Origin of the sequence: Streptomyces sp. NPDC086989, from assembly GCF_044745505.1 — a bacterium.
GTDB lineage: Bacteria > Actinomycetota > Actinomycetes > Streptomycetales > Streptomycetaceae > Streptomyces.
On sequence record NZ_JBIVAL010000020.1, the window covers coordinates 1 to 23945 of the forward strand.

Consider the following 23945-nt stretch of genomic DNA (forward strand, 5'->3'; position numbering starts at 1 on the left):
CGCGCGGGCCCGCGCCCCCTGGGGGGGCGCGGCGGGCCCCCACCCGCCCCCCGCGCGCGGCTCCCCCGCCGGGGCCGCCCGCCCCGGCCCCGCGGCCGCCCCCGCCGCATGCCCGGCGGCCGCGGCCTCTTCGCATTCAGGAATTAGGGGCGTCCGCGCAGTGCGGGCATACCGGCCGCGGGTGAATTCAGCCGACGCCTTTCCTTTTCAAATTAATGCACCTCTGTTAAAGGCGACCGCCCGCAGTGTTTACGGCATGTTGCGAAGTCCTCACCCGCGGCCGGTGCGCCCGCGCCGCGCGGTCCGCGTGGACGGCCGCCAGCGCCCGCGCCCGCTCGGCGTCCCCGCGGGCGACGGCGTCCACGATCGCCCCGTGCTCCGCCCAGGACTCCACCGGCCGCTCCGGCGCCTCCACCACGTACATCCAGGCGATCTTGTGCCGCATCTGCGTGAGCAGCGCGATCAGCCCGGGGCTGCCGGAGGCCTGGGCGAGGGTCTCGTGGAACCAGCCGCCCAGCGACCGCAGATCCTCCCCCTGGCCCTGCCTGGCCCGTTCCTGACCCAGCCTGACCAGACCGCGCAGCACCTTGAGATGGCCCTCGGTGCGCCGCCGGGCGGCCCGGGCCGCGGCCAGGGGCTCCAGCAGCATCCGCAGCTCCAGCAGGTCGGCCGCCTCCTGCTCGGTGGGCTCGGCGACGCAGGCGCCCGCATGCCGGCGGGAGGTGACGAACCCCTCGGACTCCAGGGTCCGCAGCGCCTCGCGGACCGGGACGCGGGAGACCCCGTACCGGCGGGCCAGCAGTTCCTCGGTCAGCCTGCCGCCCGGCGCGAAGACCCCGGAGACGATGTCGTCGCGGATCGCCGTGCATACCGCGTGCGCAGGAATACGCAAGTCCGGACCTCCGCCTATTTCCGATTGCCGACGCCATTACGCGACCGTGTTGGGATCGTATCGGGACTCTATTGCAATGCGCGATGTTTTCCGAGCCCGGGCGGAAATCGCGGAGGTTTACGGCCACAACGCGAAGGCCCCGGCTCGGGGAGCCGGGGCCTTCGGTGGAGTGCGCGGGTCAGACGTCGACGCCGTGGCTGCGCAGGTACGCGACCGGGTCGATGTCGGAGCCGTACTGGGCGCCGGTGCGGGCCTCGAAGTGCAGGTGCGGGCCGCTGGAGTTGCCGGTGGAGCCCGACAGGCCGATCTGCTGGCCCGGGGTGACCTGCTCGCCGACGGAGACGTTCAGCGAGGACATGTGGCCGTACTGCGTGTACGTGCCGTCGTTGTGCTTGATGACGACGTTGTTGCCGTACGCGCCGCCCCAGCCGGCCTCGACCACGGTTCCGGCGCCCACCGCGTGCACCGAGGTGCCGGAGGCCGCGTGGAAGTCGATGCCGGTGTGGCTGCCGGAGGACCACATGCCGCCGCCCGCGTGCCACTGGGTGCTGATGTAGGAACCGTCGACGGGGGCCACGAAGGTGTTGAGGCGCTTGCGCTCCTCCTCGCGGGCGGCGCGCTCGGCGGCCTCGCGCTCGGCCTTCGCCTTGTCCTCGGCCTTCTGCTTGGCCTCGGCGGCGCGGGCCTTCGCGTCGGCCTCGGCCTTCGCCTTGACGGCCGCGGCGTCGGCCGCGTTCTGCTGCGCCTCGGCCTGGGCCTCGATCTCGCCCGCGAGGTCCTCGGCGGTGACCACGGCGTTCAGGCCGGTGTCCTCCATGGAGGGGGCCTTGTCGGACGCGGCGAACGCCGGTCCGGCGAGGGAGCCGACGACACCGGTGGTGGCGAGGGCGGCTATGCCGGCATAACCGGCGGTCTTGCGGCTCAGACGGCTGGAACCACGGTGCTTGCCGGCGGCACGACTGCCAAACGCCATGAAGGGGCTGATCCTTTCCTTCCTTCTCGCCTACCGGGTTAGCTGACGGGTTCGGAGCAGGAAGGTCTCCTACGGGCCCCCTCTGGCGAGGCGGTCCGATTCACCCCAGGGACGCATGTGGGTCCCCGGCTCCCCAGGCTCGCGCCTGACGGGGACTCGGCGATCGCTGCCCGGTGCCGCGGATGCGGCGCGTACAACTGACGGACAGCACGGCCGACGCTAGGCGGATCATCAGTCAATCGCCAAACAGACGCGCCTTTTTGTTGCGTACGCCACATCCCATACAAGCAACCTCTCTACTAAACGGACAAAAGGGGCCCCGGTGGGCAAGCCACCGGAGCCCCTTGGGCCGTCCGTCAGTTGGTGACGACGGTGACCTCACCGATCCCCAGCGCCCGCACCGGCGCCTCGATCTGCGCAGCGTCGCCCACCAGGACCGTGACCAGGCGGTCCACCGGGAAGGCGGCCAGCACGGCCGAAGTCGCCTCCACCGTGCCCGTCTGGGCCAGCTGCGCGTACAACTGCGCCTGGTAGTCGTCCGGGAGCTCCTGCTCGACCTGGTCGGCGAGCGTGCCGGCGACGGCCGCGGCCGTCTCGAACTTCAGCGGGGCCACGCCCACCAAGTTCTGCACCGCCACGTCCCGTTCGGCGTCGGTCAGGCCGCCCTCCGCGAGGGTGCGGAGCACCTTCCAGAGGTCGTCGAGCGCCGGGCCCGTGTTGGGGGTGTCCACCGAGCCGCTGATGGCGAGCATCGAGGCGCCCTTGCCGTCGGCCGTGGAGCGCAGCACCTGGCCGAAGGCGCGCACGCCGTACGTGTACCCCTTCTCCTCGCGCAGCACCTTGTCCAGCCGCGAGGTGAGGGTGCCGCCCAGGCAGTACGTGCCGAGCACCTGCGCCGCCCAGACCCGGTCGTGCCGGTCCGGCCCGATCCGGCCGATGAGCAGCTGCGTCTGGACCGCTCCGGGCCGGTCCACGATGACCACGCGCCCCGTGTCGTCGGCGGTCACCGGCGGTACCGGCAGCGCCTCGGCGGAGTTGCCGGTCCAGGTGCCCAGGGTGTCCGCGAGGACGGCGTCCAGGTCGATGCCGGTCAGGTCGCCGACGACGACCGCGGTGGCCGTGGCGGGGCGTACGTGGGCCTCGTAGAAGGCGCGTACGGCCGCGGAGTCGATCCGGGCGACCGTCTCCTCGGTGCCCTGGCGCGGCCGGGACATCCGCAGCGTCGCCGGGAAGAGCTGCCTGGAGAGCTCCTTGGCGGCGCGGCGCTGGGGGTTGGCCAGCTCGTGCGGGATCTCGTCGAGCCGGTTGCGCACCAGGCGGTCGACCTCGGCGTCGGCGAACGCCGGCGCGCGCAGCGCCTCGGCGAGCAGGCCCAGCGCCTTGTGCAGGCGGGAGGCCGGGACCTCCAGGGAGACCCGCAGGCCCGGGTGGTCGGCGTGCGCGTCGAGGGTGGCGCCGCAGCGCTCCAGCTCGGCCGCGAACTCCTCGGCGGAGTGCTTGTCGGTGCCCTCGGACAGCGCGCGGGCCATGATGGTCGCCACGCCGTCCAGGCCCTGGGGCTCCGCGTCCAGCGGGGCGGCGAGGTTGACCTCGACGGCGACGACCTGCTGGCCGGGCCGGTGGCAGCGCAGCACGGTCAGGCCGTTGGACAGCGCGCCGCGCTCGGGGGCCGGGAAGGCCCACGGCCGGGCCTCGCCGGCCTGCGGCTGCGGGTGGAAGGTCATCGTGACGGCTGCGGTGTCGCTCACTGCTCCGCCCCCTCGTTCTCGTCGTTCTCGTCGGCCGCGTCGGCGTCGGCCGCTGCCGGCAGCGGCTCGTACACCAGCACCGCCCGGTTGTCGGGGCGCAGCCGGGCCGCGGCCACGGCCTGCACCTCCTCGGCGGTGATGTCGAGGACCCGCCGGACGGCGGTCAGGGCCAGCTGCGGGTCGCCGAACAGCACCGCGAACCGGCACAGTTCGTCGGCGCGGCCGGCCACCGTGCTCAGCCGGTCCAGCCACTCGCGCTCCAGCTGCGCCTGCGCGCGCTCCATCTCCTCGGCGGTCGGGCCCTCGGCGGCGAACCGCGCGAGCTCCTCGTCGACGGCAGCCTCGATGGCGGGCACCTCGACCCCGCTGGAGGTCTTGACGTCCAGCCAGCCCATGGAGGGCGCACCGGCGAGCCGCAGCATGCCGAAGCCGGCGGCGACGGCGCTCTGGTCGCGGCGCACCAGTCGGTTGTGCAGGCGGGAGGACTCGCCGCCGCCCAGGATGGTCAGCGCCACGTCGGCGGCGTCGCACTCGCGGGTGCCGTCGTGCGGGAGCCGGTAGGCGGCCATCAGCGCGCGGGCCGGTACCTCCTCCACGATCTCCTCGCGCAGCTGCTCGCCCATGATCTCGGGGAGCGCGCCGTCGCGCGGCGGCTGCTTGCCGTCGTGCCCGGGGATGGTGCCGAAGTACTTCTCGACCCACGCGAGCGTCTGCTCGGGGTCGATGTCGCCGACGACCGCCAGCACCGCGTTGTTCGGCGCGTAGTACGTACGGAAGAAGGCGCGGGCGTCCTCCAGGGAGGCCGCGTCCAGGTCGGCCATGGAGCCGATCGGGGTGTGGTGGTACGGGTGGCCCTCGGGGTACGCCAGCGCGGTCAGCCTCTCGAACGCCGTGCCGTACGGGACGTTGTCGTACCGCTGGCGGCGCTCGTTCTTGACGACGTCGCGCTGGTTCTCCATGGACTCGTCGTCCAGGGCGGTGAGCAGCGAGCCCATCCGGTCCGCTTCCAGCCACAGCGCGAGCTCCAGCTGGTGGGCCGGCATGGTCTCGAAGTAGTTGGTGCGCTCGAAGCTCGTGGTGCCGTTGAGCGAGCCGCCCGCACCCTGGACCAGCTCGAAGTGCCCGTTGCCGGGTACGCTCGCCGAGCCCTGGAACATCAGGTGCTCGAAGAGGTGAGCCAGACCGGTCCGTCCCTTGACTTCGTGGCGCGAGCCGACGTCGTACCAGAGGCAGACCGCGGCGACCGGGGTCAGGTGATCCTCGGAGAGCACCACGCGCAGGCCGTTGGCCAGCCGGTGCTCGGTCGCTGTCAGGCCGCCGGAGCCGGCCTGGGCTGTGGCCGTGTGACCCATGGGCATGTGGTCCCTTCGATCGCGATGCAGATATTTCCGTCAGACCTGCCACTGTATGCAAGCGCGTCGGTGACCGGAGAAGTTCCCGGCGCACACTCCCCCGCGACTCCGTCCGGGGGCGACCGCCAGGGTCGGGGTCGGCGTTGTCGGTGCCTCGGGCCACAATGGTGCGCGACACCCCCGTCAACCCCGCTCGGATCACCCGCCAGATCACCCGCCAGACCCCCAGCACACCCTTTCTTGGTTAAGGAGCCGCGCAGCGATGGCCCGCCGCAGCACGAAGACCCCGCCGCCGGAGGATTTCGAGGAGAAGATCCTCGACATCGACGTCGTCGACGAAATGCAGGGCTCCTTCCTCGAGTACGCGTACTCGGTGATCTACTCCCGCGCCCTGCCCGACGCCCGGGACGGCATGAAGCCGGTGCACCGGCGCATCGTCTACCAGATGAACGAGATGGGCCTGCGCCCCGACCGCGGTTACGTGAAGTGCGCCCGCGTTGTCGGCGAGGTCATGGGCAAGCTGCACCCGCACGGCGACGCGTCGATCTACGACGCCCTCGTGCGCATGGCCCAGCCCTTCTCGATGCGGCTGCCGCTGGTCGACGGCCACGGCAACTTCGGTTCGCTCGGCAACGACGACCCGCCGGCCGCGATGCGCTACACCGAGTGCAAGATGGCGGACGCCACGTCACTGATGACGGAGTCGATCGACGAGGACACCGTCGACTTCACCGCCAACTACGACGGCCAGGAGCGGGAACCGGTCGCGCTGCCCGCGGCGTACCCGAACCTGCTGGTCAACGGCTCCTCCGGGATCGCGGTCGGCATGGCCACCAACATGCCCCCGCACAACCTGGGCGAGGTCATCGCCGCCGCCCGCCACCTGATCCGCTACCCGCAGGCGGACCTGGAGGCGCTGATGCGCTTCGTGCCGGGTCCGGACCTGCCCACGGGCGGCCGGATCGTCGGCCTCTCGGGAATCAAGGACGCCTACGCGAACGGTCGCGGCACGTTCAAGATCCGCGCGACGGTGGCCGTGGAGAACGTGACGGCGCGCCGCAAGGGCCTGGTCGTCACCGAACTGCCCTTCACGGTCGGCCCCGAGAAGGTCATCGCGAAGATCAAGGACCTGGTGGGCTCCAAGAAGCTCCAGGGCATCGCGGACGTCAAGGACCTCACGGACCGCTCGCACGGCCTGCGCCTGGTCATCGAGATCAAGAACGGCTTCCACCCCGAGGCCGTGCTGGAGCAGCTGTACAAGCTGACGCCGATGGAGGAGTCCTTCGGCATCAACAACGTCGCCCTCGTCGACGGCCAGCCGCTGACCCTGGGCCTCAAGGAGCTGCTGGAGGTCTACCTCGACCACCGCTTCGAGGTCGTGCGGCGGCGCAGCGAGTTCCGCCGCGGCAAGCGGCGCGACCGGCTGCACCTGGTCGAGGGACTGCTGGTGGCCCTGGTCGACATCGACGAGGTCATCCGCATCATCCGGGACAGCGACAACTCGGCGCAGGCGAAGGAGCGGCTCATCGAGCGCTTCTCGCTGAGCGAGGTCCAGACCCAGTACATCCTGGACACCCCGCTGCGCCGGCTCACCCGCTTCGACCGGATCGAGCTGGAGTCCGAGCGCGACCGCCTCACCGGCGAGATCGACGAGCTGACCGGCATCCTGGAGTCCGACACGGAGCTGCGCAAGCTGGTCTCCACGGAACTGGCCGCGGTCGCGAAGAAGTTCGGCACCGAGCGCCGCACCGTCCTGCTGGAGTCGGCGGGCACCGCGGTCGCCGCGGTTCCGCTGGAGGTCGCGGACGACCCGTGCCGGGTCCTGCTGTCCTCGACGGGCCTGCTGGCGCGCACCGCCAACGGCGACGCGCTGCCAGAGGAGGAGGGCGGCGCCCGCGCGAAGCACGACCTGGTCGTCTCGCAGGTCGCCGCGTCCGCACGGGCCGACGTCGGCGTGGTCACCTCGTACGGGCGGCTGCTGCGGCTCCCGGTGATCGACCTGCCGCAGCTGCCGGACACCCACGCCGCGCCGAACCTGGCCGGCGGCGCCCCGGTCTCGGAGTTCCTCTCCGGGCTGGAGGCGGACGAGAAGGTGATCTGCCTGACCTCGCTGGACGAGTCCTCGCAGGGCCTGGCCCTGGGCACCGAGCAGGGCGTGGTCAAGCGGGTCGTGCCGGACTACCCGGCGAACAAGGACGAGCTGGAGGTCATCACCCTCAAGGAGGGCGACCGGGTCATCGGCGCGGTCGAACTGCGCACGGGTGAGGAGGACCTGGTCTTCCTCACCGACGACGCCCAGCTGCTGCGCTACCCGGCGGCCCAGGTGCGCCCGCAGGGCCGCCCGGCCGGCGGCATGGCGGGCATCAAGCTCTCCGAGAACGCCAAGGTGATCCACTTCTCGGCGGTGGACCCGGCGCGGGACGCCGTGGTGTTCACGGTGGCGGGCTCGCACGGGACTCTGGACGACTCGATGCTGTCCGGCAAGCTGACCCCGTTCGACCAGTACCCGCGCAAGGGCCGGGCCACCGGCGGCGTGCGCTGCCAGCGGTTCCTGAAGGGCGAGGACCTGCTGGTGCTGGCCTGGGCCGGCAACGCTCCGGTCCGTGCGGCCACGGCGAACGGCACCCCGGCCGAACTCCCGGCCGTGGACCCGCGCCGCGACGGCTCGGGGGCCGCCCTGCCCGCGGTCGTCGCCGCTCTGGCGGGGGGCGCGCTGTAGGACGTACGGCGGCGTTCGGGTGGTGCGACCGGGGGGACGTACCATCCGAATGCCGACTAGTGTTTTCCCTCCGGGTGTTGGTGGGGGGAGTACACAGCTGATGAGTCGTCGGCCGGGCGGATTGATCGGTGACTGGGCCGAGGCCCAGCGCCGGCAGCAGCAGACACAGGTGATCCAGCAGCGCGAGGCGGAGCGCCGGCAGCGGGCGTACGAGCGGGACGCGAACCGGAGCCACCGGCAGTACCGCGAGGCGGAGGCCCTGCGGCGCACCGCGCAACTCGACGCCGAGGTCGCGGCCCTCAAGGGCCTGCTGGTGGCGGGCTGCCGGGCACCGGCGTTCCGGATCTCCGCGCTGGCCCGGGGCGAGCAGCTGGAACCCTTCAACCCCGGAGCCCTGGCGCAGCCGGTGCCGATGCCGCGCATCGAGGACTTCCAGCAGCAGAGCAGCGGCTGGACGCTGGGCTCGAACCACCGCGCGCAGGCGGAGCGGGAGGCGCACGCCCGGTACACACAGGCCTGGCAGGCCGCGAACGCCGCGGAGGCGCAGCGCCGGCAGCAACTGGAGGCGTACCGGCAGCAGTACGACCGGTGGGCGGCGGAGCAGCTCGCCGGGGTCCGGGCGCAGAACAGCGGGCTCACCGAGCTGGCCGACGCCCTGCGCGCGGGGCAGGCGGAAGCGGTGGTGGAGTACTTCTCCGCGGCCCTGTACGCCTCGGCGGCCTGGCCCGAGACGCTGCCCAGGCAGGTGGCGGCCGCATACGACCCGGCGGCGCGCCAGCTGGTGCTGGACTGGGAGCTCCCCGGGTACGCGGTGGTGCCGGAGGCCAGGGCGGTGCAGTACCTGCCGAGCACGGACCAGGACAAGGTGAAGCCCCGTCCGGTCACGGAGCGCCGGGCGCTGTACCGGGACCTGTTGGCGCAGTGCGTGCTGCTGGTGGTCCGCGAGCTGTACGCGGCTGACGAATTCGGGGTGCTGGACTCGGTCGTCGTCAACGGCTTCGTGGACTGCCACGATCCGGCGACGGGGCAGGAGACCCGGATCGTCATGGCCACGGTGCCGGCGGAGCGCGCCGCCTTCGAGGGGCTGCGGCTGGAGCAGGTCAGCGCCGTGGACTGTCTGGTGTCGGGGCTGGGCGGGCAGCTCTCGGCGCGCCCCGACCAGCTGACGGCGGTGCGGCCCGGCCGTCGGCCCGACGAGGTCGGCGGCGGGGTCGTCAGCCACGGCGGGCACGCGGGCGGCGCGTTTGACGACGAGCCGGACCTCTTCGCGATGGATCCGATCGCCTTCGAGAACCTGGTCGCCGAGCTGTTCCGGGCGATGGGAATGGAGGCGGTGACCACGCAGCGGTCGGGCGACGGCGGGGTCGACGTGGAGGCTCTGGACCCGGCGCCGATCCGGGGCGGGCGGATCGTGGTGCAGGTCAAGCGCTACCGGAACACGGTGCCGCCGACGGCCGTGCGTGATCTGTACGGCACGGTCCAGGACAAGGGGGCGAACAAGGGGGTGCTCGTCACCACCGCGTCCTTCGGTCCCGGGTCGTACACCTTTGCCAACGGCAAGCCGCTGGAGTTGGTTCCCGGGGCGGACCTGGTCGATCTGCTGCACCAGTACGGGCTCCGCGGCCGGCTCGGCGGGGGTGCGGCGGCCCCGGCGGCCCCCGCGCGGCGGACGCCCGAGCCGGCGCCCCCCGCGGACCACAACGTGCTCGGCATGTCCTGGTCGGGTTCGGTCGTGCTGGACGTCTGCGCGCTCGTCTGCCAGGGCGGGCGGGTGCTGAGCGAGGAGCACTTCGTCTTCTTCAACAACCCGCGGACCCCGGACGGTTCGGTCCGGTCCCGCGCCCACGCGGCACCCGACAAGGCCGCCCTGGAGGTGTCCTTCGACGCCCTGCCCGAGCGCGCCGACCGGCTGGTGCTCGTCGCCGCGATCGACCCGGAGACCGACCCCCGCGCCGACCTCGCCGGGTTCACCGACGCCCACATCCGTCTGCTGTCCGCGGGGGGCGAGGAACTCGGCCGGCTGGACGTCTCCGACGGGCGCGCCGGGGAGACCGCGCTGGTCCTGGGCTCGTTCCGGCGCCGGTCCAACGGCGACTGGGACTTCGTGATCGGCGGCAAGGGCTACCGCGGCGGCCTGGAGGACCTGCTGGGCGAGTACGGCGTCGAGGTCGCCTGACCCGGGGCCGCCGGGACGGCCCCGGTGTATCGCCTAGGGATCTTCCGGACGGAGATCCGGGTCGGGCTCGTACGGCTCCGGGTCGGGCTCGTACGGCTCCCGGTCCGGCTCCGCCCCGTCCCGCGCGGGGCGGTCGACGTAGCGCAGGACGCCCCACATGCTCTCCGGCGGTGCGTGCTGCGGGGCCGGGTCGCGGCAGGCCTCCAGTTCGTGGAGCAGGGCGGGTCCGTCCGTACCGGCGCCGATCAGGACCAGCTGGCTCCGGCGCGGCTCGCCCCGGCCCCAGGGGCCGGGCACGAAGCGGAGGAAGCGGCCGACCGCGTGGACCTCGTAGCGCTCCTCGTGGCCGGGGACGCCGAAGTGGACGAAGCCCTTGATCCGGTAGAGCCCGGCCGGGCGGCGGTCGAGGAAGTCGATGAACCGGCGCGGGTTCAGGGCCTGCTCGGACACGAACTCCGTGCTCTCGTACAGCGTGTGGGCGTGCCCCCTGTGGTCTTCGTGGCGCCCGTGGCCCTCGTGCTCCGCGTCGGCCTCCGCCGCGTCCCCGGCACCGGCGTCCCTGGCCTGCGAGATCAGGTCCTCGAAGGACAGCTGGCCCTGGGTCTCGGTCCACGGGCGCCGGTCGAAGAGCAGCTCCGGGTCGATCCGGCCGTGGTCGGCGGCCACCACCGGCGTGCCGGGGCAGAGCGCGCCCAGCTCGGTCTCGATCCGGGTGAGGGCGGCCGCCTCCACCCGGTCGGTCTTGTTCAGCACCACCAGGTCCGCGACGGCCAGGTGGCGGTCGGTCTCGGGGTGCCTGGCCCGGGTCGCGTCGAACTCCGCCGCGTCCACGACCTGTACGAGTCCCCCGTACCGGATCGCCGGGTTCTCGCTGGCCACGAGCATCCGGATCATCTCCTGGGGCTCCGCCAGCCCGCTCGCCTCGATGACGATCACGTCGATCCGGTGGACGGGCGCGGAGAGCTTCTCCAGGTAGGCGTCCAGCTCGCTGCCGTCGACCGCGCAGCACAGGCAGCCGCCGCCGAGGGAGACCATGGAGTCGCCGACCTGGCCCGCCACGGCCATCGCGTCGACCTCGATCGAGCCGAAGTCGTTGACGACGACGCCGATCCGGGTGCCTCCGCGATGGCCGAGGAGGTGGTTGAGCAGCGTCGTCTTGCCGGATCCGAGGAATCCGGAAAGCACGACGACGGGAATCGGCTGGACGGCCTGACTGCTGTTCACACAGCCGATCGTAGTCAGATGAGGGCCGGAACCGGTTCGGGCGGCGTCGGACCGACATACCGGGCCGCCGGACGGATGATCTTCGAATCGGCGGCCTGTTCGAGGATGTTCGCGCTCCAGCCGACCACGCGGGCCGCGCAGAAGGTCGGGGTGAACATCTCGCGCGGCAGGCCGCACAGCTCCATGACCACGCCCGCGTAGAACTCGACGTTGGTGTGCAGTTCCCGCCCCGGCTTCAGCTCGGCGAGGATCTCCTCGACGTGCCGCTCCACCTCCACGGCGAAGTCCACGAGCGGGCCGCCGAACAGCTGCGCGATGTCCCGCAGCATCCGCGAGCGCGGATCCTCGGTCCGGTACACCGGGTGCCCGAAGCCCATGATCCGGTCCCCGGCGAGCACCCGCTCCCGGATCCACGGCTCGATGCGGTCCGAGGTGCCGATGGCGTCCAGCGTGTCCAGGGCGCGGCTGGGAGCACCGCCGTGCAGCGGGCCGGAGAGCGCGCCGACGGCCCCGGTGAGGCAGGCCGCGACGTCCGCGCCGGTGGAGGCGATCACGCGGGCGGTGAAGGTGGATGCGTTGAAGCCGTGGTCGACGGTGGAGATGAGGTACTGCTCGACCGCACGCGCCTTGACCGGGTCGGGCTCCCGTCCGGTGAGCATGTACAGGTAGTTGGCGGCGTACGGGAGGTCCGAGCGCGGTTCGACCGGCTCCAGGCCCTGCCCCAGCCGGTGCAGGGCGGTGAGCAGGGTCGGTACGGCGGCGCAGGCGGCCAGCGCGTCGGCGGTCCGCCGATCGGGGTCGATGTCGTAGACGGGACGGAATCCGGCGCAGGCGCCGAGCAGCGAGAGCGCGGTCCGCAGACCGGCGAGGGGGCCGGAGAGCGCGGTGGCCCGGGCCAGGGCGGGGAGTGCCTCACGGACGGCGTCGGGCAGCCGGCGCAGCGGGGCGATCTCGGCGGCGAACGCGTCCCGTTCGGCGGCGTCGACCGGAAGGGCGCCACGGAACATCAGGTGCCACACGTCCTCGAAGGTGCGGCTCGCGGCGAGCTCGACGGCCGAGTACTGGCGGTAGTGGTAGAAGCCCTCGCGGCCTCGGACGTCACCGAGCTCGGTCTCGGTGACCACGACCCCCGCGAGACCGCGGGGCACATCGACGGTGGTGTTCATGCATCGACCATCCATGATGGATTGAATCGTTGTCAATGTTGATTGGATCAATATATGTAGGGTGGGCGTCATGAATGACCAGGCGGACGGCGCGGACGGCACGGGCGGAGCGGACGGCGAACGCCGGATCAACACCCGGCAGGCGGCGGAGCTGCTGGGGGTGAAGCCCGCGACCGTGTACGCGTACGTCAGCCGCGGCCAGCTCGGCAGCCGGCGCGACCCGGTCGGCCGCGGCAGCAGCTTCGACGCCCGCGAGGTGGAGGAGCTGGCCCGGCGCAACCGGCGCGAGGCGGCGGCGCCCCCGGGAGCGGAGCTCGCCGTACGCACCTCGCTCACGCTCATCGAGCCCGACCGGTACTACTTCCGCGGCGTGGACGCGGTCGCGCTGGCCTCCCGGCACCCCTACGAGGAGGTCGCCGAGTGGCTCTGGACCGGGACGCTGCCGCGCGGCGTCCGGTTCACCGCTCCCCCGCAGGCTCTGGCCGCCGCGCGGCACGCGGTGACCGCGCTGCCCGAGCACAGCGGGCCCATCGACCGGCTGCGGGTGGCGACGGCGGCGGCCGCGGTGACGGATCCGCTCCGCTTCGACCTGTCCGCGGAGTCGGTCCTGGGCTCTGCGCGCTGCCTGATCCCGACACTGGCAGCGGCCCTGCCGGTGGCGGGAGGGGCGGAGCCGGGGACCGGGACGCTCGCGGAACAGCTGTGGTGCCGGCTGACGGAACGGCCGGCGGACCCTGCGGCCCTGGGCACCCTCGACCTGGCGCTCGCGTTGCTCATCGACCACGATCTGGCCGCCTCAACCCTGGCCGTACGGGTGGCCGCGTCGGCGCGGGCCCATCCGTACGCGGCGGTCTCGGCCGGCCTCGGCGCGCTGGAGGGGCCCCTGCACGGCGCTGCCGGACGGCTCGCGCACCGGATGCTGGAGGAGGCGCTGGAGCGGGGCGGGGCCGCACCGGTGGTCGCCGACCACCTGCGGGCCGGCCGGCGGGTCCCGGGGCTCGGACACCGGCTGTACGCGGGCGAGGACCCGCGGGCCACGGCGCTGTTCGCCCGGCTGGAGGGCGTGCCGCAGGCCGGGCCCGCGCTGGCGGCGGCCCGGGAGGTCGTCGCGACGGCGGCGGCCCGGCGGGAGGGCCTGCACGCCAATGTGGACCTGGCCCTGGCGGTGTTGACGGTGTCCTGCGGGATGCCCGCGGAGGCCGGGGAAACGGTGTTCGCGGTGTCCCGGACGGCGGGCTGGATCGCGCACGCGCTGGAGGAGTACAGGGAGCGGCCCCTGCGGATGCGACCGAGCGGGCAGTACCAGGGGCCGCGCCCGCCACAGCCGTTGCCGTGACGCCGCCGACGGGCCGGTGGGACGGGTCGCCGCAACGCAGGGGGCTCTAGGCCACGCACTTCGCCCGGAGCGGGACGTGGAACCCGGCCCGGCGGCGACGGAGGACGGGGTGCCCGGGCAGCTCCCCGGGCACCCCACGCCCGCCCCGTACCGCCGCCCCTCACCGGCCGAGCCGGAGATCTGCGGATTCCGCTCGGGCCCAAGGCGACCTACGGTTGCTGGTCATGCGGTTCCCCCACATGAGCGCTCGGCGCCTCGGGCTGCCCAGACGGGCCGTCTCGCAGATCCTGCTGACCCAGCTGGCCATCGCCGCCGGGGTCGCCGTGCTGGCCACGGGGCTCTTCCTGGCCCCGCTCGGCGCGCAGCTCGACGACCAGGCCATGCGGCGCGCGCTGGCCATCGCCCAGAGCGCGGCCGCGGACCCCTCACTGGCCGCCGAGCTCCTCGACTCCGGGCCAACCGCCGACAGCCCGGTGCAGGCCTCCGCCGAGCGGATCCGCCGGGCCACCGGCGCCGAGTACGTGGTCGTCATGGACCTGGACGGCATCCGCCGCTCACACCCCGCAACCGACCGGATCGGACGGCCCGTCTCCACCGACCCCAGCGACGCCCTCGCGGGCCGCGAGGTCATGGAGATCGACGAGGGCACGCTCGGCCGGTCCGCCCGCGGCAAGGTCCCGCTGATCGCGGCCGACGGGGAGATCGTCGGCGCCGTCTCCGTCGGCATCGCCTACGACAGCGTGCGCGAACGGCTGCTCGGCGCCATCCCCGGCCTGCTCGCCTACGCGGGCGGCGCCCTCGCGGCCGGCGCGCTCGCGGCCTACCTGCTGTCCCGCCGGATCCAGCGGCAGACCCGCGACCTGGCCTTCTCCGATATCGCCGGCCTGCTCGCCGAACGCGAGGCGATGCTGCACTCGATCCGCGAGGGCGTGATCGCCCTCGACCGCGACGGCCGCGTCCGGCTGGTCAACGACGAGGCCGCCCGCCTCCTGGGCCTACCGCAGGACTGCGCCGCCACCGTCGCCGGACGCCCGCTGGACGACGTACTGGGTGCCGGCCGCACCACCGACGTCCTCGCCGGCCGCGTCACCGGCCGCGACCTGCTCACCGTCCAGGGACCCCGGGTCCTGGTCGCCAACCGGATGCCCACCGAAGACGGCGGCGCCGTCGCCACCCTGCGCGACCGCACCGAGCTGGAGCACCTCGGCCGCGAGCTCGACTCCACCAAGGGCCTGATCGACGCCCTGCGCGCACAGGACCACGAGCACGCCAACCGCCTCCACACCCTCCTCGGCCTGCTGGAGCTGGGCCTGCACGAGGAGGCCGTGGAATTCGTGACCGAGGTCGTCGGAGTGCACCGCAGTACCGCCGAACAGGTCACCGAGAAGGTCCACGACCCGCTGCTGGCCGCCCTCCTCGTGGGCAAGGCGACCGTCGCGGCCGAGCGCGGCGTGCCGCTTCGCCTCGCCGACGCCACCTTCCTGCCCGACCGCCTCGTCGACCCCGGCGGCCTCGTCACCATCACCGGCAATCTGGTGGACAACGCCCTGGACGCGGCGGCCGGCTCCGCCGCGCCCCTGGTCGAGGTCGAGCTGCGCGCCGAGGGGCGCACGGCGATCCTGCGCGTACGGGACAGCGGCCCGGGCGTCCCGGCGGCGCGCCGCGAGGAGATCTTCACCGAGGGCTGGTCGACCAAGCAGCCCGAGGCCCACCGCGGGCGCGGGCTGGGTCTGGCGCTCGTACGCCGCCTCGCGGAACGCCAGGGCGGCACGGTCCGGGCGGGCGGGACCGCGGGCGCAGGGGCGGAGTTCTCCGTCGTGCTCCCGGAGGCGCTGCGATGAACGAGACCGCGAACAGGGTCTATGACGTACTCGTCGTGGACGACGACATGCGTGTCGCCCGGATCAACGCGGCGTACGTGGCGAAGGTTCCCGGCTTCCGCGTCTGCGCCCGGGCCCATTCGGCGGCCGAGGCGCTGGACCTCCTCGCCGCCCGCCCCGCGGACCTGATACTCCTCGACCACTACCTCCCGGACGAGAACGGCCTGGACCTGGTCCGCCGGCTGCGCCAGCTCGGCCACCACACCGACGTGATCATGGTCACGGCCGCCCGCGACCTGGCCACCGTCCAGTCCGCCATGCGCCTCGGCGCCCTCCAGTACCTCGTCAAGCCCTTCACCTTCGCGGGCCTGCGCACCCGGCTGGAGGCGTACGGCTCCTTGCGCCGCACCCTGGAGACGGGCGGCGAGGCCGAACAGGCCGAGGTGGACCGGATCTTCGGGGCCCTCGCCACGGCCGGCGCACCGAACGAGCTGCCCAAGGGCCACTCCGCCACCACCGCCGAGCTGGTCCGCCAGGTCCTGCGCTCCGCCGGGGGCCCGCTCTCCACCCAGCAGATCGCCGACCGCGCCGGCATCAGCCGCCAGACCGCCCAGCGCTACCTGAAGCTCCTGGAGCGCACCGGCCGGGTCACCCTGGCCCTGCGCTACGGCGAGACGGGCCGCCCCGAACACCGCTACTCCTGGCTCCCGTCCGAGGGCGCATGACCCGGCCGCCGGCCGACGGGAGCCGCGCTCACACGGCCCCGGCGCCGGTCAGGGACCGGACCTCCGTCTCCGCGTGCTTCGCCACGTCCGGCTCCTCCGTCGAGGTGACCGTGCCCATCCAGCCGGCCAGGAAGCCCAGCGGGATCGAGACCAGGCCCGGGTTCTGGAGCGGGAAGAACTGGAAGCTCACCCCCGGGAAGAGGGATTCGGGACTGCCGGAGACCACCGGGGACAGGACGACCAGCACCACCGCCGGGATCAGCCCCCCGTACACCGACCAGACGGCGCCCCGCGTGGTGAAGGAGCCCCAGAACAGCGAGTACAGCAACACCGGCAGGTTCGCCGAGGCCGCCACCGCGAAGGCCAGCCCGACCAGGAACGCCACGTTCAGGTCCTGGGCGAGCAGCCCCAGCGCGATCGCCACCGCCCCGATCCCGACCGCCGCGACCCTGGCCACCGCCACCTCGCTGCGCTGGCGGGCGTGGCGGCGCTTGAGCGAGGCGTACAGGTCGTGCGCCACCGAGGCCGAGGACGCCAGCGTGATCCCTGCGACCACGGCCAGGATCGTGGCGAACGCGATCGCGGCCACGAAGGCGAACAGCACCGCTCCCCCGGTCGAGCGGGCCCCGCCGCCCAGGAACGCCGCGAGCAGTGGGACCGCCGTGTTCCCCGAGGCGTTGGAGGCCCGCACTTCGTCCGGACCGACCAGCGCGGCCGCCCCGAACCCGAGCACGATCGTCATCAGGTAGAAGCCGCCGATCAGCGCGATCGCCCAGACCACCGACCTGCGGGCCGCCCGCGCGGTCGGCACCGTGTAGAAGCGCGACAGGATGTGCGGCAGCCCGGCCGTCCCCAGCACCAGCGCGAGACCGAGGCTCATGAAGTCGAGTCGAGAGGTCCAGTCACCCCCGTACTTGAGTCCCGGGCTGAGGAACCGCCGCCCGTGCCCGCTGCGCTCGGCGGCGCTGAGCAGCAGCTGGTCGAAGTCCCCGTGGAAGCGCAGCAGGACCAGCACGGTGAGGGTGACGGCCCCGCCCATGAGCAGCACGGCCTTGACGATCTGGATCCAGGTGGTGGCCCGCATGCCGCCGAAGGACACGTAGACCACCATCAGCGCGCCGACCCCGATCACGGTCAGCGTCCGGGCGGCGGTGCCGGAATCGCCGAGCAGCAGGCCCACCAGGCTGCCCGCGCCGACCATCTGTGCGACCAGGTACAGCACCGAGACCGTGACGGAGGCGGTCCCTGCGGCGATCCGGACGGGCCGCTCGCTCATCCGGGCCGCCACCACGTCCGCGAGGGTGAACCGCCCGCAGTTGCGGACCAGCTCGGCGACCAGGAAGAGGACGACGAGCCAGGCGACGAGGAAGCCGACCGAGTACAGCAGGCCGTCGTAGCCGAAGAGGGCGATCAGGCCGGAGATGCCGAGGAAGGAGGCGGCGGACATGTAGTCGCCGGCGATGGCGAAACCGTTCTCCAGCGGGGAGAACAGTCGGCCTCCGGCGTAGAACTCCTCGGCCGAACCGTGCCGGTTGCGGCTGACCCAGGTGGTGATGCCCAGGGTGACGGCGATGAAGAGGCTGAAGAGGATCAGCGCGAGGGTCTGGTGCTCCCTGGTCACCGGCCGGCCCCCCGGCTGCGCCGGCGCTCCTGGCCGCGCTCCTGCTCGAAGACCGTCCAGCGCAGGTCCAGCGCGGCCCGGTCCCGGCGCAGGCGCGCGTGCCGGGCGTACGCCCACGTCAGGAGGAAGGTGCTGAGGAACTGGCCGAGGCCCGCCAGCAGCGCCACGTTGACCGCCCCGACCACGGGCCGGGCCATCAGGCCGGGCGCCATGGTGGCGGCGACCACGTAGACGACGTACCAGAGCAGGAACCCGGCGGTCGCGGGGACGACGAACCTGCGGTAGCGGCTGCGGACCTCCTGGAAGGCGGCGCTGCGCTGCACTTCGAGGTAGATGTCGGCCGCCCCGGGCGCGCCCCGGCCGCCGGCGGCCGGACGCGGGGGCGGCGGGTCCTCGCCCTCGCCCTCCCCCCAGCCGACGGCGAGCGCGTCGTACCAGGGGTCGTCGAGCCGGATCGTTCCGGCGTCGGGACCTTCGTGCTTGTCCACCGAACTCTCCTTGTCCGCTGCCGCATTGGCCGCGTGCCCACAAGGATGTGCGGTATGGACGTATTCCGGACTGGTGTCCCGGTGCTCTTCACTCCAACAGGTGATGGAGTGAAGAGCACCGGTGTGCCGGTGCGCCCGTCAGGCGTCGATGCGCGAGCGGTCCAGCGTGGCCGCGGAGCTCGTGATGAACTCCTTGCGCGGCGCCACCTCGTTGCCCATCAGCAGGTCGAAGACCTGCTCGGCCGAGTCCAGGTCACCGATGTTGATCCGGCGCAGGGTGCGGAACCGGGGGTCCATGGTGGTCTCCGCCAGCTGGTCCGCGTCCATCTCGCCGAGACCCTTGTAGCGCTGGATCGAATCCTTGTACCGGATGTTCTTGCGCTGGAATTCGAGCAGGGTCTGGCGCAGCTCGTTGTCCGAGTACGTGTACACGTACTTGTCCTGGCCCTTCTTGGGCTGGACGAGTTCGATCCGGTGCAGCGGGGGCACGGCGGCGAAGACCCGGCCCGCCTCGACCATCGGGCGCATGTACCGCTGGAAGAGCGTGAGCAGCAGGATGCGGATGTGCGCGCCGTCGACGTCGGCGTCCACGAGCAGCACGATCTTGCCGTAGCGCGCGGCGTCGATGTCGAAGGTCCGGCCCGAGCCGGCCCCTATGACCTGGATGATCGCGCCGCACTCGGCGTTCTTCAGCATGTCCGAGACGGACGCCTTCTGAACGTTGAGGATCTTGCCGCGGATCGGCAGAAGCGCCTGGAATTCGGAGTTCCGCGCGAGCTTGGCGGTGCCGAGGGCGGAGTCCCCCTCGACGATGAAGAGCTCGCTGCGCTCCACGTCGTCGCTGCGGCAGTCGGCCAGCTTCGCGGGCAGCGAGGAGGTCTCCAGCGCGGTCTTGCGGCGCTGGGCCTCCTTGTGCTGGCGGGCGGCGATCCGGGTCCGGGCGGCCGCGACGATCTTCTCCATCACGGCGCGGGCCTGCTGCTTGTCGTCGCGCTTCGTGCTGGTCAGGAAGGCCTTGAGCTCCTTGGCGACCACGGCCGCGACGATCCGGGCGGCCGCCGAGGTACCGAGCACCTCCTTGGTCTGGCCCTCGAACTGCGGCTCGGCCAGCCGGACGGTGACGACCGCCGTCAGGCCCTCCATCGCGTCGTCCTTGACCACGTCGTCCTCGGCGACGCGCAGCAGCTTCGCCGAGCGCAGCACCTCGTTCACCGTTTTGGTGACCGAGCGCTCGAAGCCGGTGATGTGGGTGCCGCCCTTGGGCGTGGCGATGATGTTGACGAAGGACTTGACCGTCGTCTCATACCCGGTGCCCCAGCGCAGGGCGATGTCCACGCCGAGCTCGCGGGTGACCTCGGTGGGGGTCATGTGGCCGCGCTCGTCGAGGACGGGGACGGTCTCCTTGAAGGTGCCCTGGCCGCTCAGGCGCAGCACGTCACAGACGGCCTTGTCCTGCGCGAGGTAGTCGCAGAACTCGCTGATGCCCCCGTCGAAGCGGAAGGTCTCCTCGGTCTTGCCGGCGCCGTCGATGGCGCGCTCGTCGCGGACGACGATGGTCAGGCCGGGCACGAGGAAGGCGGTCTGGCGGGCGCGCTGGTAGAGCGTCTCCAGCGAGAGCCGGGCGTCCTTCAGGAAGATCTGCCGGTCGGCCCAGTAGCGGACCCGGGTGCCGGTCCTGCCCTTGGCGACCCGCTTGACCTTGCGCAGGCCGTTGGCGGGGTCGAAGGGGCTGTCGGGGCCCTGCTCGGTGAACATCCCCGGGACGCCGCGGCGGAAGCTGATCGCGTGGGTGGAGCTGTTGCGGTCGACCTCGACGTCCAGACGGGCGGAGAGCGCGTTGACCACGGAGGCGCCCACGCCGTGCAGGCCGCCGGAGGCCGCGTACGAGCCCCCGCCGAACTTGCCGCCGGCGTGCAGCTTGGTCATGACGACCTCGACGCCGGACAGCCCGGTCTTGGGCTCCACGTCGACGGGGATGCCGCGGCCGTTGTCGCGGACCTCGACCGAGGCGTCCTCGTGCAGGATCACCTCGATGTGGTCGCAGTAGCCGCCGAGGGCCTCGTCCACGGCGTTGTCGATGATCTCCCAGAGGCAGTGCATGAGGCCTCGGGAGTCGGTGGACCCGATATACATGCCGGGGCGCTTGCGGACGGCCTCAAGACCTTCGAGGACGAGCAGGTGCCGCGCGGTGTAGTTGGAGCCGTCCCGGTCTGCTCCGGACAGCAGCGCGCTGGAAGGCACGGACGTGTCGGCGGTCACGCAGTTCGCTCCTCGCTGAATTTCTTTTTCTGGCCCGTCGGGCGCAGGGTGGCTCGGTTGCCCGTCGAAGGGTACCGAGGCCTGGTAGAGCCGATGCAACGCCACCCTCGCGCTTCATCAGCGTAGTGCAGGACCGCACGGATGTTCGATCCCTCGCAGGGGTGAAGCAAACATCACGTTCCCTTCCAGGCATGAACCATTTAGTGTTCGGGCACGTCCTCATGCACAACCGGCACTCACGCCGGGGAGGACGGAACTGCTACAAGCGAACGACTGACAACGCGAAACCGTAAAGCAACGCAATACGGCTCCTTCGCCGCCAACCGGCAGCAGCCGGCCAGCTTCGGAAGGAAGTTTCGAGGAAAAGCCGCGAGCGGGAACGTTTTCGGCCTGGTTGGATGTTGACCCTGGTACGACAGCTCGTCGAGCTAGAGAAGAGGCGACGTGACTACTGTTCTGACACCCGCGACCCCGCTGACGGCCGCTGACCGATGCGACCGTTGCGGCGCCCAGGCATATCTGCGCGTCGTTCTGCTGAGCGGTGGTGAACTGCTGTTCTGCGCCCACCACGGGCGTAAGTTCGAGCCGGAACTCAAGAAGATCGCCGCGGATATACAGGATGAGACCGAGCGGCTCACGTCCGCTCCGGCGGCGAATGCCGACACCGAGGACCGCTGACACAGGCCTGTACCTCGCATCCGACGAGCCAGGACCGGCCAGGCCGGTCGACGGGCGGCACCCCCTGCGACCCAGGGGGTGCCGCCCGTCCTCACGTCCGGAGCCCAGCGGGCTCCCCGCCTAACCGTTCCCATGCCCCCGTACGGGCCGTGCAGCCGGTCCGGAGTGCCTTCGGGCGCCCCATGCGACGTCCTGGCCGCCGTCCGTCCGCGGAGCCGTCTCCGGGGCCGTGACGAAGTCGGTGAGCGGCGCGATCTTCGTGTACACCCCCGGGCTGTCCGGGCGCCCGCAGCCGCGCCCCCAGGAGACGAGCCCGATGAGCTTGCCCTGGGCGACCAGCGGGCCGCCGCTGTCGCCCTGACAGGCGTCCCGGCCGCCGTCACGGTGTCCCGCGCACACCATGGAATCGGGCCGGTACTGTCCGTCCGCGTCCCCCGGGTACGCGCGCAGGCAGACCTCGTCCGCCAGCACGGTCACCCGCGCGGCACGCAGTGCGTACGCGTAGTCGCCGAACCCGCTCGTGTCGCCCCAGCCGTACACGGCCGCCTCACCGCCCGGCGCGTAGCCGGGATGCCCCGCGCCAGCCATGGGGAGCACGTACCGCGCGGGCACCGCCTCGTCGAGTTCCAGTACGGCCAGGTCGCCGGCGTTGCTGCGGGAGTCGTACGCCGGGTTCACCCGGGCCGAGCGCACCGCGATCTCCCTGCCCTCGGACGCCCGCAGCTCCGTACGTCCGGTGATCACCCGGAAATCCGGAACGGACTCCACCGGGCCGCCCAGCACCTGGCGGCCCAGGCAGTGGGCCGCGGTCAGCACCGTCGTCGGCCCCACGATGACGCCCCCGCAGAACTGGCCGCCCCGCGTACCCCCGAACCGGTCACGGCTGGCGAGGGCCACCACCCAGGGACTGTCGGCCGCCTTCACGGGCCTCCCGCCGATCACGACACTGTCAGCGGCTGCGTGCGGCGCCTGGGCCAGCGGCGCCGCAGCCGCTCCCGCCACCAGGGTCAGCGCGCCCGCCAGAGCACGGGAAAAGGGACGACGCATGAGGCCTCCTGACTCTGTGTGTGCATGACTCCACCCAGAGTGGGACGCCAAGTGGCCGTGCGCATTCGCGCACGGCCACCTTCGGTTCGGCCCCCGGCCGCGGTCAGTCCAGGTAGTCGCGCAGCACCTGCGAGCGGGAGGGGTGGCGCAGCTTCGACATCGTCTTGGACTCGATCTGACGGATCCGCTCGCGCGTGACGCCGTAGACCTTGCCGATCTCGTCGAGGGTCTTCGGCTGGCCGTCGGTGAGGCCGAAGCGCATCGAGACCACGCCGGCCTCGCGCTCGCTCAGCGTGTCGAGGACCGAGTGCAGCTGCTCCTGGAGGAGCGTGAAGCTGACGGCGTCGGCAGGGACGACCGCCTCGGAGTCCTCGATCAGGTCACCGAACTCGCTGTCGCCGTCCTCGCCGAGCGGCGTGTGCAGGGAGATCGGCTCGCGGCCGTACTTCTGGACCTCGATGACCTTCTCGGGGGTCATGTCGAGTTCCTTGGCCAGCTCCTCCGGAGTGGGCTCGCGGCCGAGGTCCTGGAGCATCTGGCGCTGCACGCGGGCGAGCTTGTTGATGACCTCGACCATGTGGACGGGGATGCGGATGGTGCGGGCCTGGTCGGCCATGGCGCGGGTGATCGCCTGCCGGATCCACCAGGTCGCGTACGTGGAGAACTTGTAGCCCTTGGTGTAGTCGAACTTCTCCACGGCGCGGATCAGGCCCAGGTTGCCCTCCTGGATCAGGTCCAGGAAGAGCATGCCGCGGCCGGTGTAGCGCTTGGCCAGCGAGACCACGAGGCGGAGGTTGGCCTCCAGCAGGTGGTTCTTGGCGCGGCGGCCGTCCTCGGCGATGATCTCCAGCTCGCGCTTGAGCTTGGGGGCCAGCTTGTCGGAGTTGGCCAGCTTGTCCTCGGCGAACAGGCCCGCCTCGATCCGCTTGGCGAGCTCGACCTCCTGCTCGGCGTTGAGGAGGGGCACCTTGCCGATCTGCTTCAGGTAGTCCTTGACCGGGTCGGCGGTGGCACCGGCCACGGCGACCTGCTGGGCGGGGGCGTCGTCCTCGTCGTCGGAGATGACGAAGCCCTTGCTCTCCCCGCCGTCCTCTTCCTCCTCGCCCTCCGCCTTGACCGGGCCGGGGCCCTCCTCGACGGGCTCCTCCTCGCCGGCCTCGTCGGCGTCCTTCTTGGCGGCGGTCTTCTTCGCGGCCGTCTTCTTGGCGGCGGTCTTCTTGGCCGGGGCCGCCCTCTTGGCCGCCGTCTTCTTCGCCGCGGTCTTCTTCGCGGCGGGCTCGGTTCCGGACTCCTCCGCGGGAGCGTCCAGGGGCTCCGGTTCCACCGTCTCGGCCGCGGGTGCCGCAGCGGCGGTCCGCGCAGCCGTCGTCTTCGCCGCGACGGTCTTCGTGGCCGTCCGCTTGGCCGGGGTCTTCGCTGCGACGCTCTTGCGGGTGGTGCGCTTGGGCGACTCCGCGGCACTGACCATCAGCGTCACACCCTCTTCCTCGAGGATCTGGTTGAGGCTGCGCAGAACATTCTTCCACTGGGTCGCAGGAATCTGGTCAGCCTCGAAGGCCCGACGCACGTCATCGCCGGCGATCTGCCCCTCGGCCTTGCCCCGCTCGATGAGCGCCATCACGGACTCGGAATCAGCGATCTCCGGCGGGAGCGTACGGGATGTGCTGGCCGACACGAACAACCTCTCGGAAACGATGGAAACGGCTTCCGACCCCGGCCGG

Annotated in this window: 17 protein-coding genes and 1 riboswitch; of the genes, 6 read left to right on the forward strand and 11 right to left on the reverse strand. The window is 72.2% G+C overall.

What is annotated here, in order from left to right; all coding sequences use genetic code 11:
* Positions 1–226: 226 nt before the first annotated feature.
* The 4 genes from ACIPK4_RS34355 to ACIPK4_RS34370 all read right to left on the reverse strand — a co-directional run bounded on the left by ACIPK4_RS34355 (position 227) and on the right by ACIPK4_RS34370 (position 4965).
* Positions 227–892 (reverse strand): GntR family transcriptional regulator, encoded by a 666-nt coding sequence (locus ACIPK4_RS34355; protein WP_402320284.1) that lies wholly within the window; start codon positions 890–892, stop codon positions 227–229.
* A 178-nt stretch (positions 893–1070) separates the two neighbouring features.
* The gene (locus tag ACIPK4_RS34360; protein ID WP_054227507.1) at positions 1071–1865 is read right to left on the reverse strand and encodes a M23 family metallopeptidase; all 795 of its coding nucleotides are present in this window, start codon (positions 1863–1865) and stop codon (positions 1071–1073) included.
* 13 nt (positions 1866–1878) lie between these two features.
* Positions 1879–2037: riboswitch (cyclic di-AMP (ydaO/yuaA leader) on the reverse strand.
* A gap of 184 nt (positions 2038–2221) precedes the next feature.
* Positions 2222–3589, reverse strand: coding sequence for a M16 family metallopeptidase (locus tag ACIPK4_RS34365; protein WP_402320484.1), 1368 nt, complete (start codon positions 3587–3589; stop codon positions 2222–2224).
* A gap of 20 nt (positions 3590–3609) precedes the next feature.
* Positions 3610–4965, reverse strand: a complete 1356-nt coding sequence (locus tag ACIPK4_RS34370) for a pitrilysin family protein (RefSeq protein ID WP_054227508.1) — start codon at positions 4963–4965, stop codon at positions 3610–3612.
* A 262-nt stretch (positions 4966–5227) separates the two neighbouring features.
* On the opposite strand from ACIPK4_RS34370, the gene ACIPK4_RS34375 reads away from it, so the two are divergent.
* Both ACIPK4_RS34375 and ACIPK4_RS34380 read left to right on the forward strand, forming a co-directional pair.
* Complete coding sequence (locus tag ACIPK4_RS34375; protein ID WP_054227509.1) at positions 5228–7684, forward strand: DNA topoisomerase (ATP-hydrolyzing) subunit A; 2457 nt, start codon at positions 5228–5230, stop codon at positions 7682–7684.
* A 100-nt stretch (positions 7685–7784) separates the two neighbouring features.
* On the forward strand, positions 7785–9860 hold the full coding sequence (locus ACIPK4_RS34380) for a restriction endonuclease (RefSeq protein WP_402320288.1): 2076 nt from the start codon (positions 7785–7787) through the stop codon (positions 9858–9860).
* A 33-nt stretch (positions 9861–9893) separates the two neighbouring features.
* Here the strand turns inward: ACIPK4_RS34380 and ACIPK4_RS34385 are convergent, their stop codons facing one another.
* A complete protein-coding gene (locus ACIPK4_RS34385) occupies positions 9894–11084 on the reverse strand; it encodes a CobW family GTP-binding protein (RefSeq protein ID WP_402320291.1) in 1191 nt (396 codons plus the stop codon).
* Between the two features lie 14 nt (positions 11085–11098).
* On the reverse strand, positions 11099–12265 hold the full coding sequence (locus ACIPK4_RS34390) for a citrate synthase/methylcitrate synthase (protein ID WP_402320294.1): 1167 nt from the start codon (positions 12263–12265) through the stop codon (positions 11099–11101).
* Between the two features lie 55 nt (positions 12266–12320).
* Here ACIPK4_RS34390 and ACIPK4_RS34395 point away from each other — a divergent pair, with 55 nt between their 5' ends.
* The 3 genes from ACIPK4_RS34395 to ACIPK4_RS34405 all read left to right on the forward strand — a co-directional run bounded on the left by ACIPK4_RS34395 (position 12321) and on the right by ACIPK4_RS34405 (position 16131).
* Positions 12321–13586, forward strand: coding sequence for a citrate synthase (locus tag ACIPK4_RS34395; protein WP_402320297.1), 1266 nt, complete (start codon positions 12321–12323; stop codon positions 13584–13586).
* A 224-nt stretch (positions 13587–13810) separates the two neighbouring features.
* A complete protein-coding gene (locus tag ACIPK4_RS34400; protein ID WP_402320299.1) occupies positions 13811–15427 on the forward strand; it encodes an ATP-binding protein in 1617 nt (538 codons plus the stop codon).
* A complete protein-coding gene (locus ACIPK4_RS34405; RefSeq protein WP_402320302.1) occupies positions 15424–16131 on the forward strand; it encodes a response regulator in 708 nt (235 codons plus the stop codon). Before ACIPK4_RS34400 ends, ACIPK4_RS34405 begins: the two co-directional genes overlap by 4 nt.
* Positions 16132–16159: 28 nt before the next feature.
* Here ACIPK4_RS34405 and ACIPK4_RS34410 read toward each other — a convergent pair whose 3' ends face one another.
* The 3 genes from ACIPK4_RS34410 to ACIPK4_RS34420 all read right to left on the reverse strand — a co-directional run bounded on the left by ACIPK4_RS34410 (position 16160) and on the right by ACIPK4_RS34420 (position 20499).
* A complete protein-coding gene (locus ACIPK4_RS34410; RefSeq protein ID WP_054227514.1) occupies positions 16160–17752 on the reverse strand; it encodes a cation acetate symporter in 1593 nt (530 codons plus the stop codon).
* On the reverse strand, positions 17749–18240 hold the full coding sequence (locus ACIPK4_RS34415; RefSeq protein ID WP_402320305.1) for a DUF485 domain-containing protein: 492 nt from the start codon (positions 18238–18240) through the stop codon (positions 17749–17751). Before ACIPK4_RS34415 ends, ACIPK4_RS34410 begins: the two co-directional genes overlap by 4 nt.
* Before the next feature lie 138 nt (positions 18241–18378).
* The gene (locus ACIPK4_RS34420; protein ID WP_402320308.1) at positions 18379–20499 is read right to left on the reverse strand and encodes a type IIA DNA topoisomerase subunit B; all 2121 of its coding nucleotides are present in this window, start codon (positions 20497–20499) and stop codon (positions 18379–18381) included.
* Between the two features lie 444 nt (positions 20500–20943).
* Here ACIPK4_RS34420 and ACIPK4_RS34425 point away from each other — a divergent pair, with 444 nt between their 5' ends.
* Positions 20944–21177, forward strand: a complete 234-nt coding sequence (locus ACIPK4_RS34425) for a hypothetical protein (RefSeq protein ID WP_054227517.1) — start codon at positions 20944–20946, stop codon at positions 21175–21177.
* A 120-nt stretch (positions 21178–21297) separates the two neighbouring features.
* On the opposite strand, the gene ACIPK4_RS34430 is transcribed toward ACIPK4_RS34425, so the two are convergent.
* Complete coding sequence (locus ACIPK4_RS34430) at positions 21298–22224, reverse strand: serine protease (protein ID WP_402320312.1); 927 nt, start codon at positions 22222–22224, stop codon at positions 21298–21300.
* 103 nt (positions 22225–22327) lie between these two features.
* Entirely contained in the window at positions 22328–23899 is a 1572-nt protein-coding gene (locus ACIPK4_RS34435; RefSeq protein WP_402320315.1) for an RNA polymerase sigma factor, read from the reverse strand.
* Positions 23900–23945: the final 46 nt, after the last annotated feature.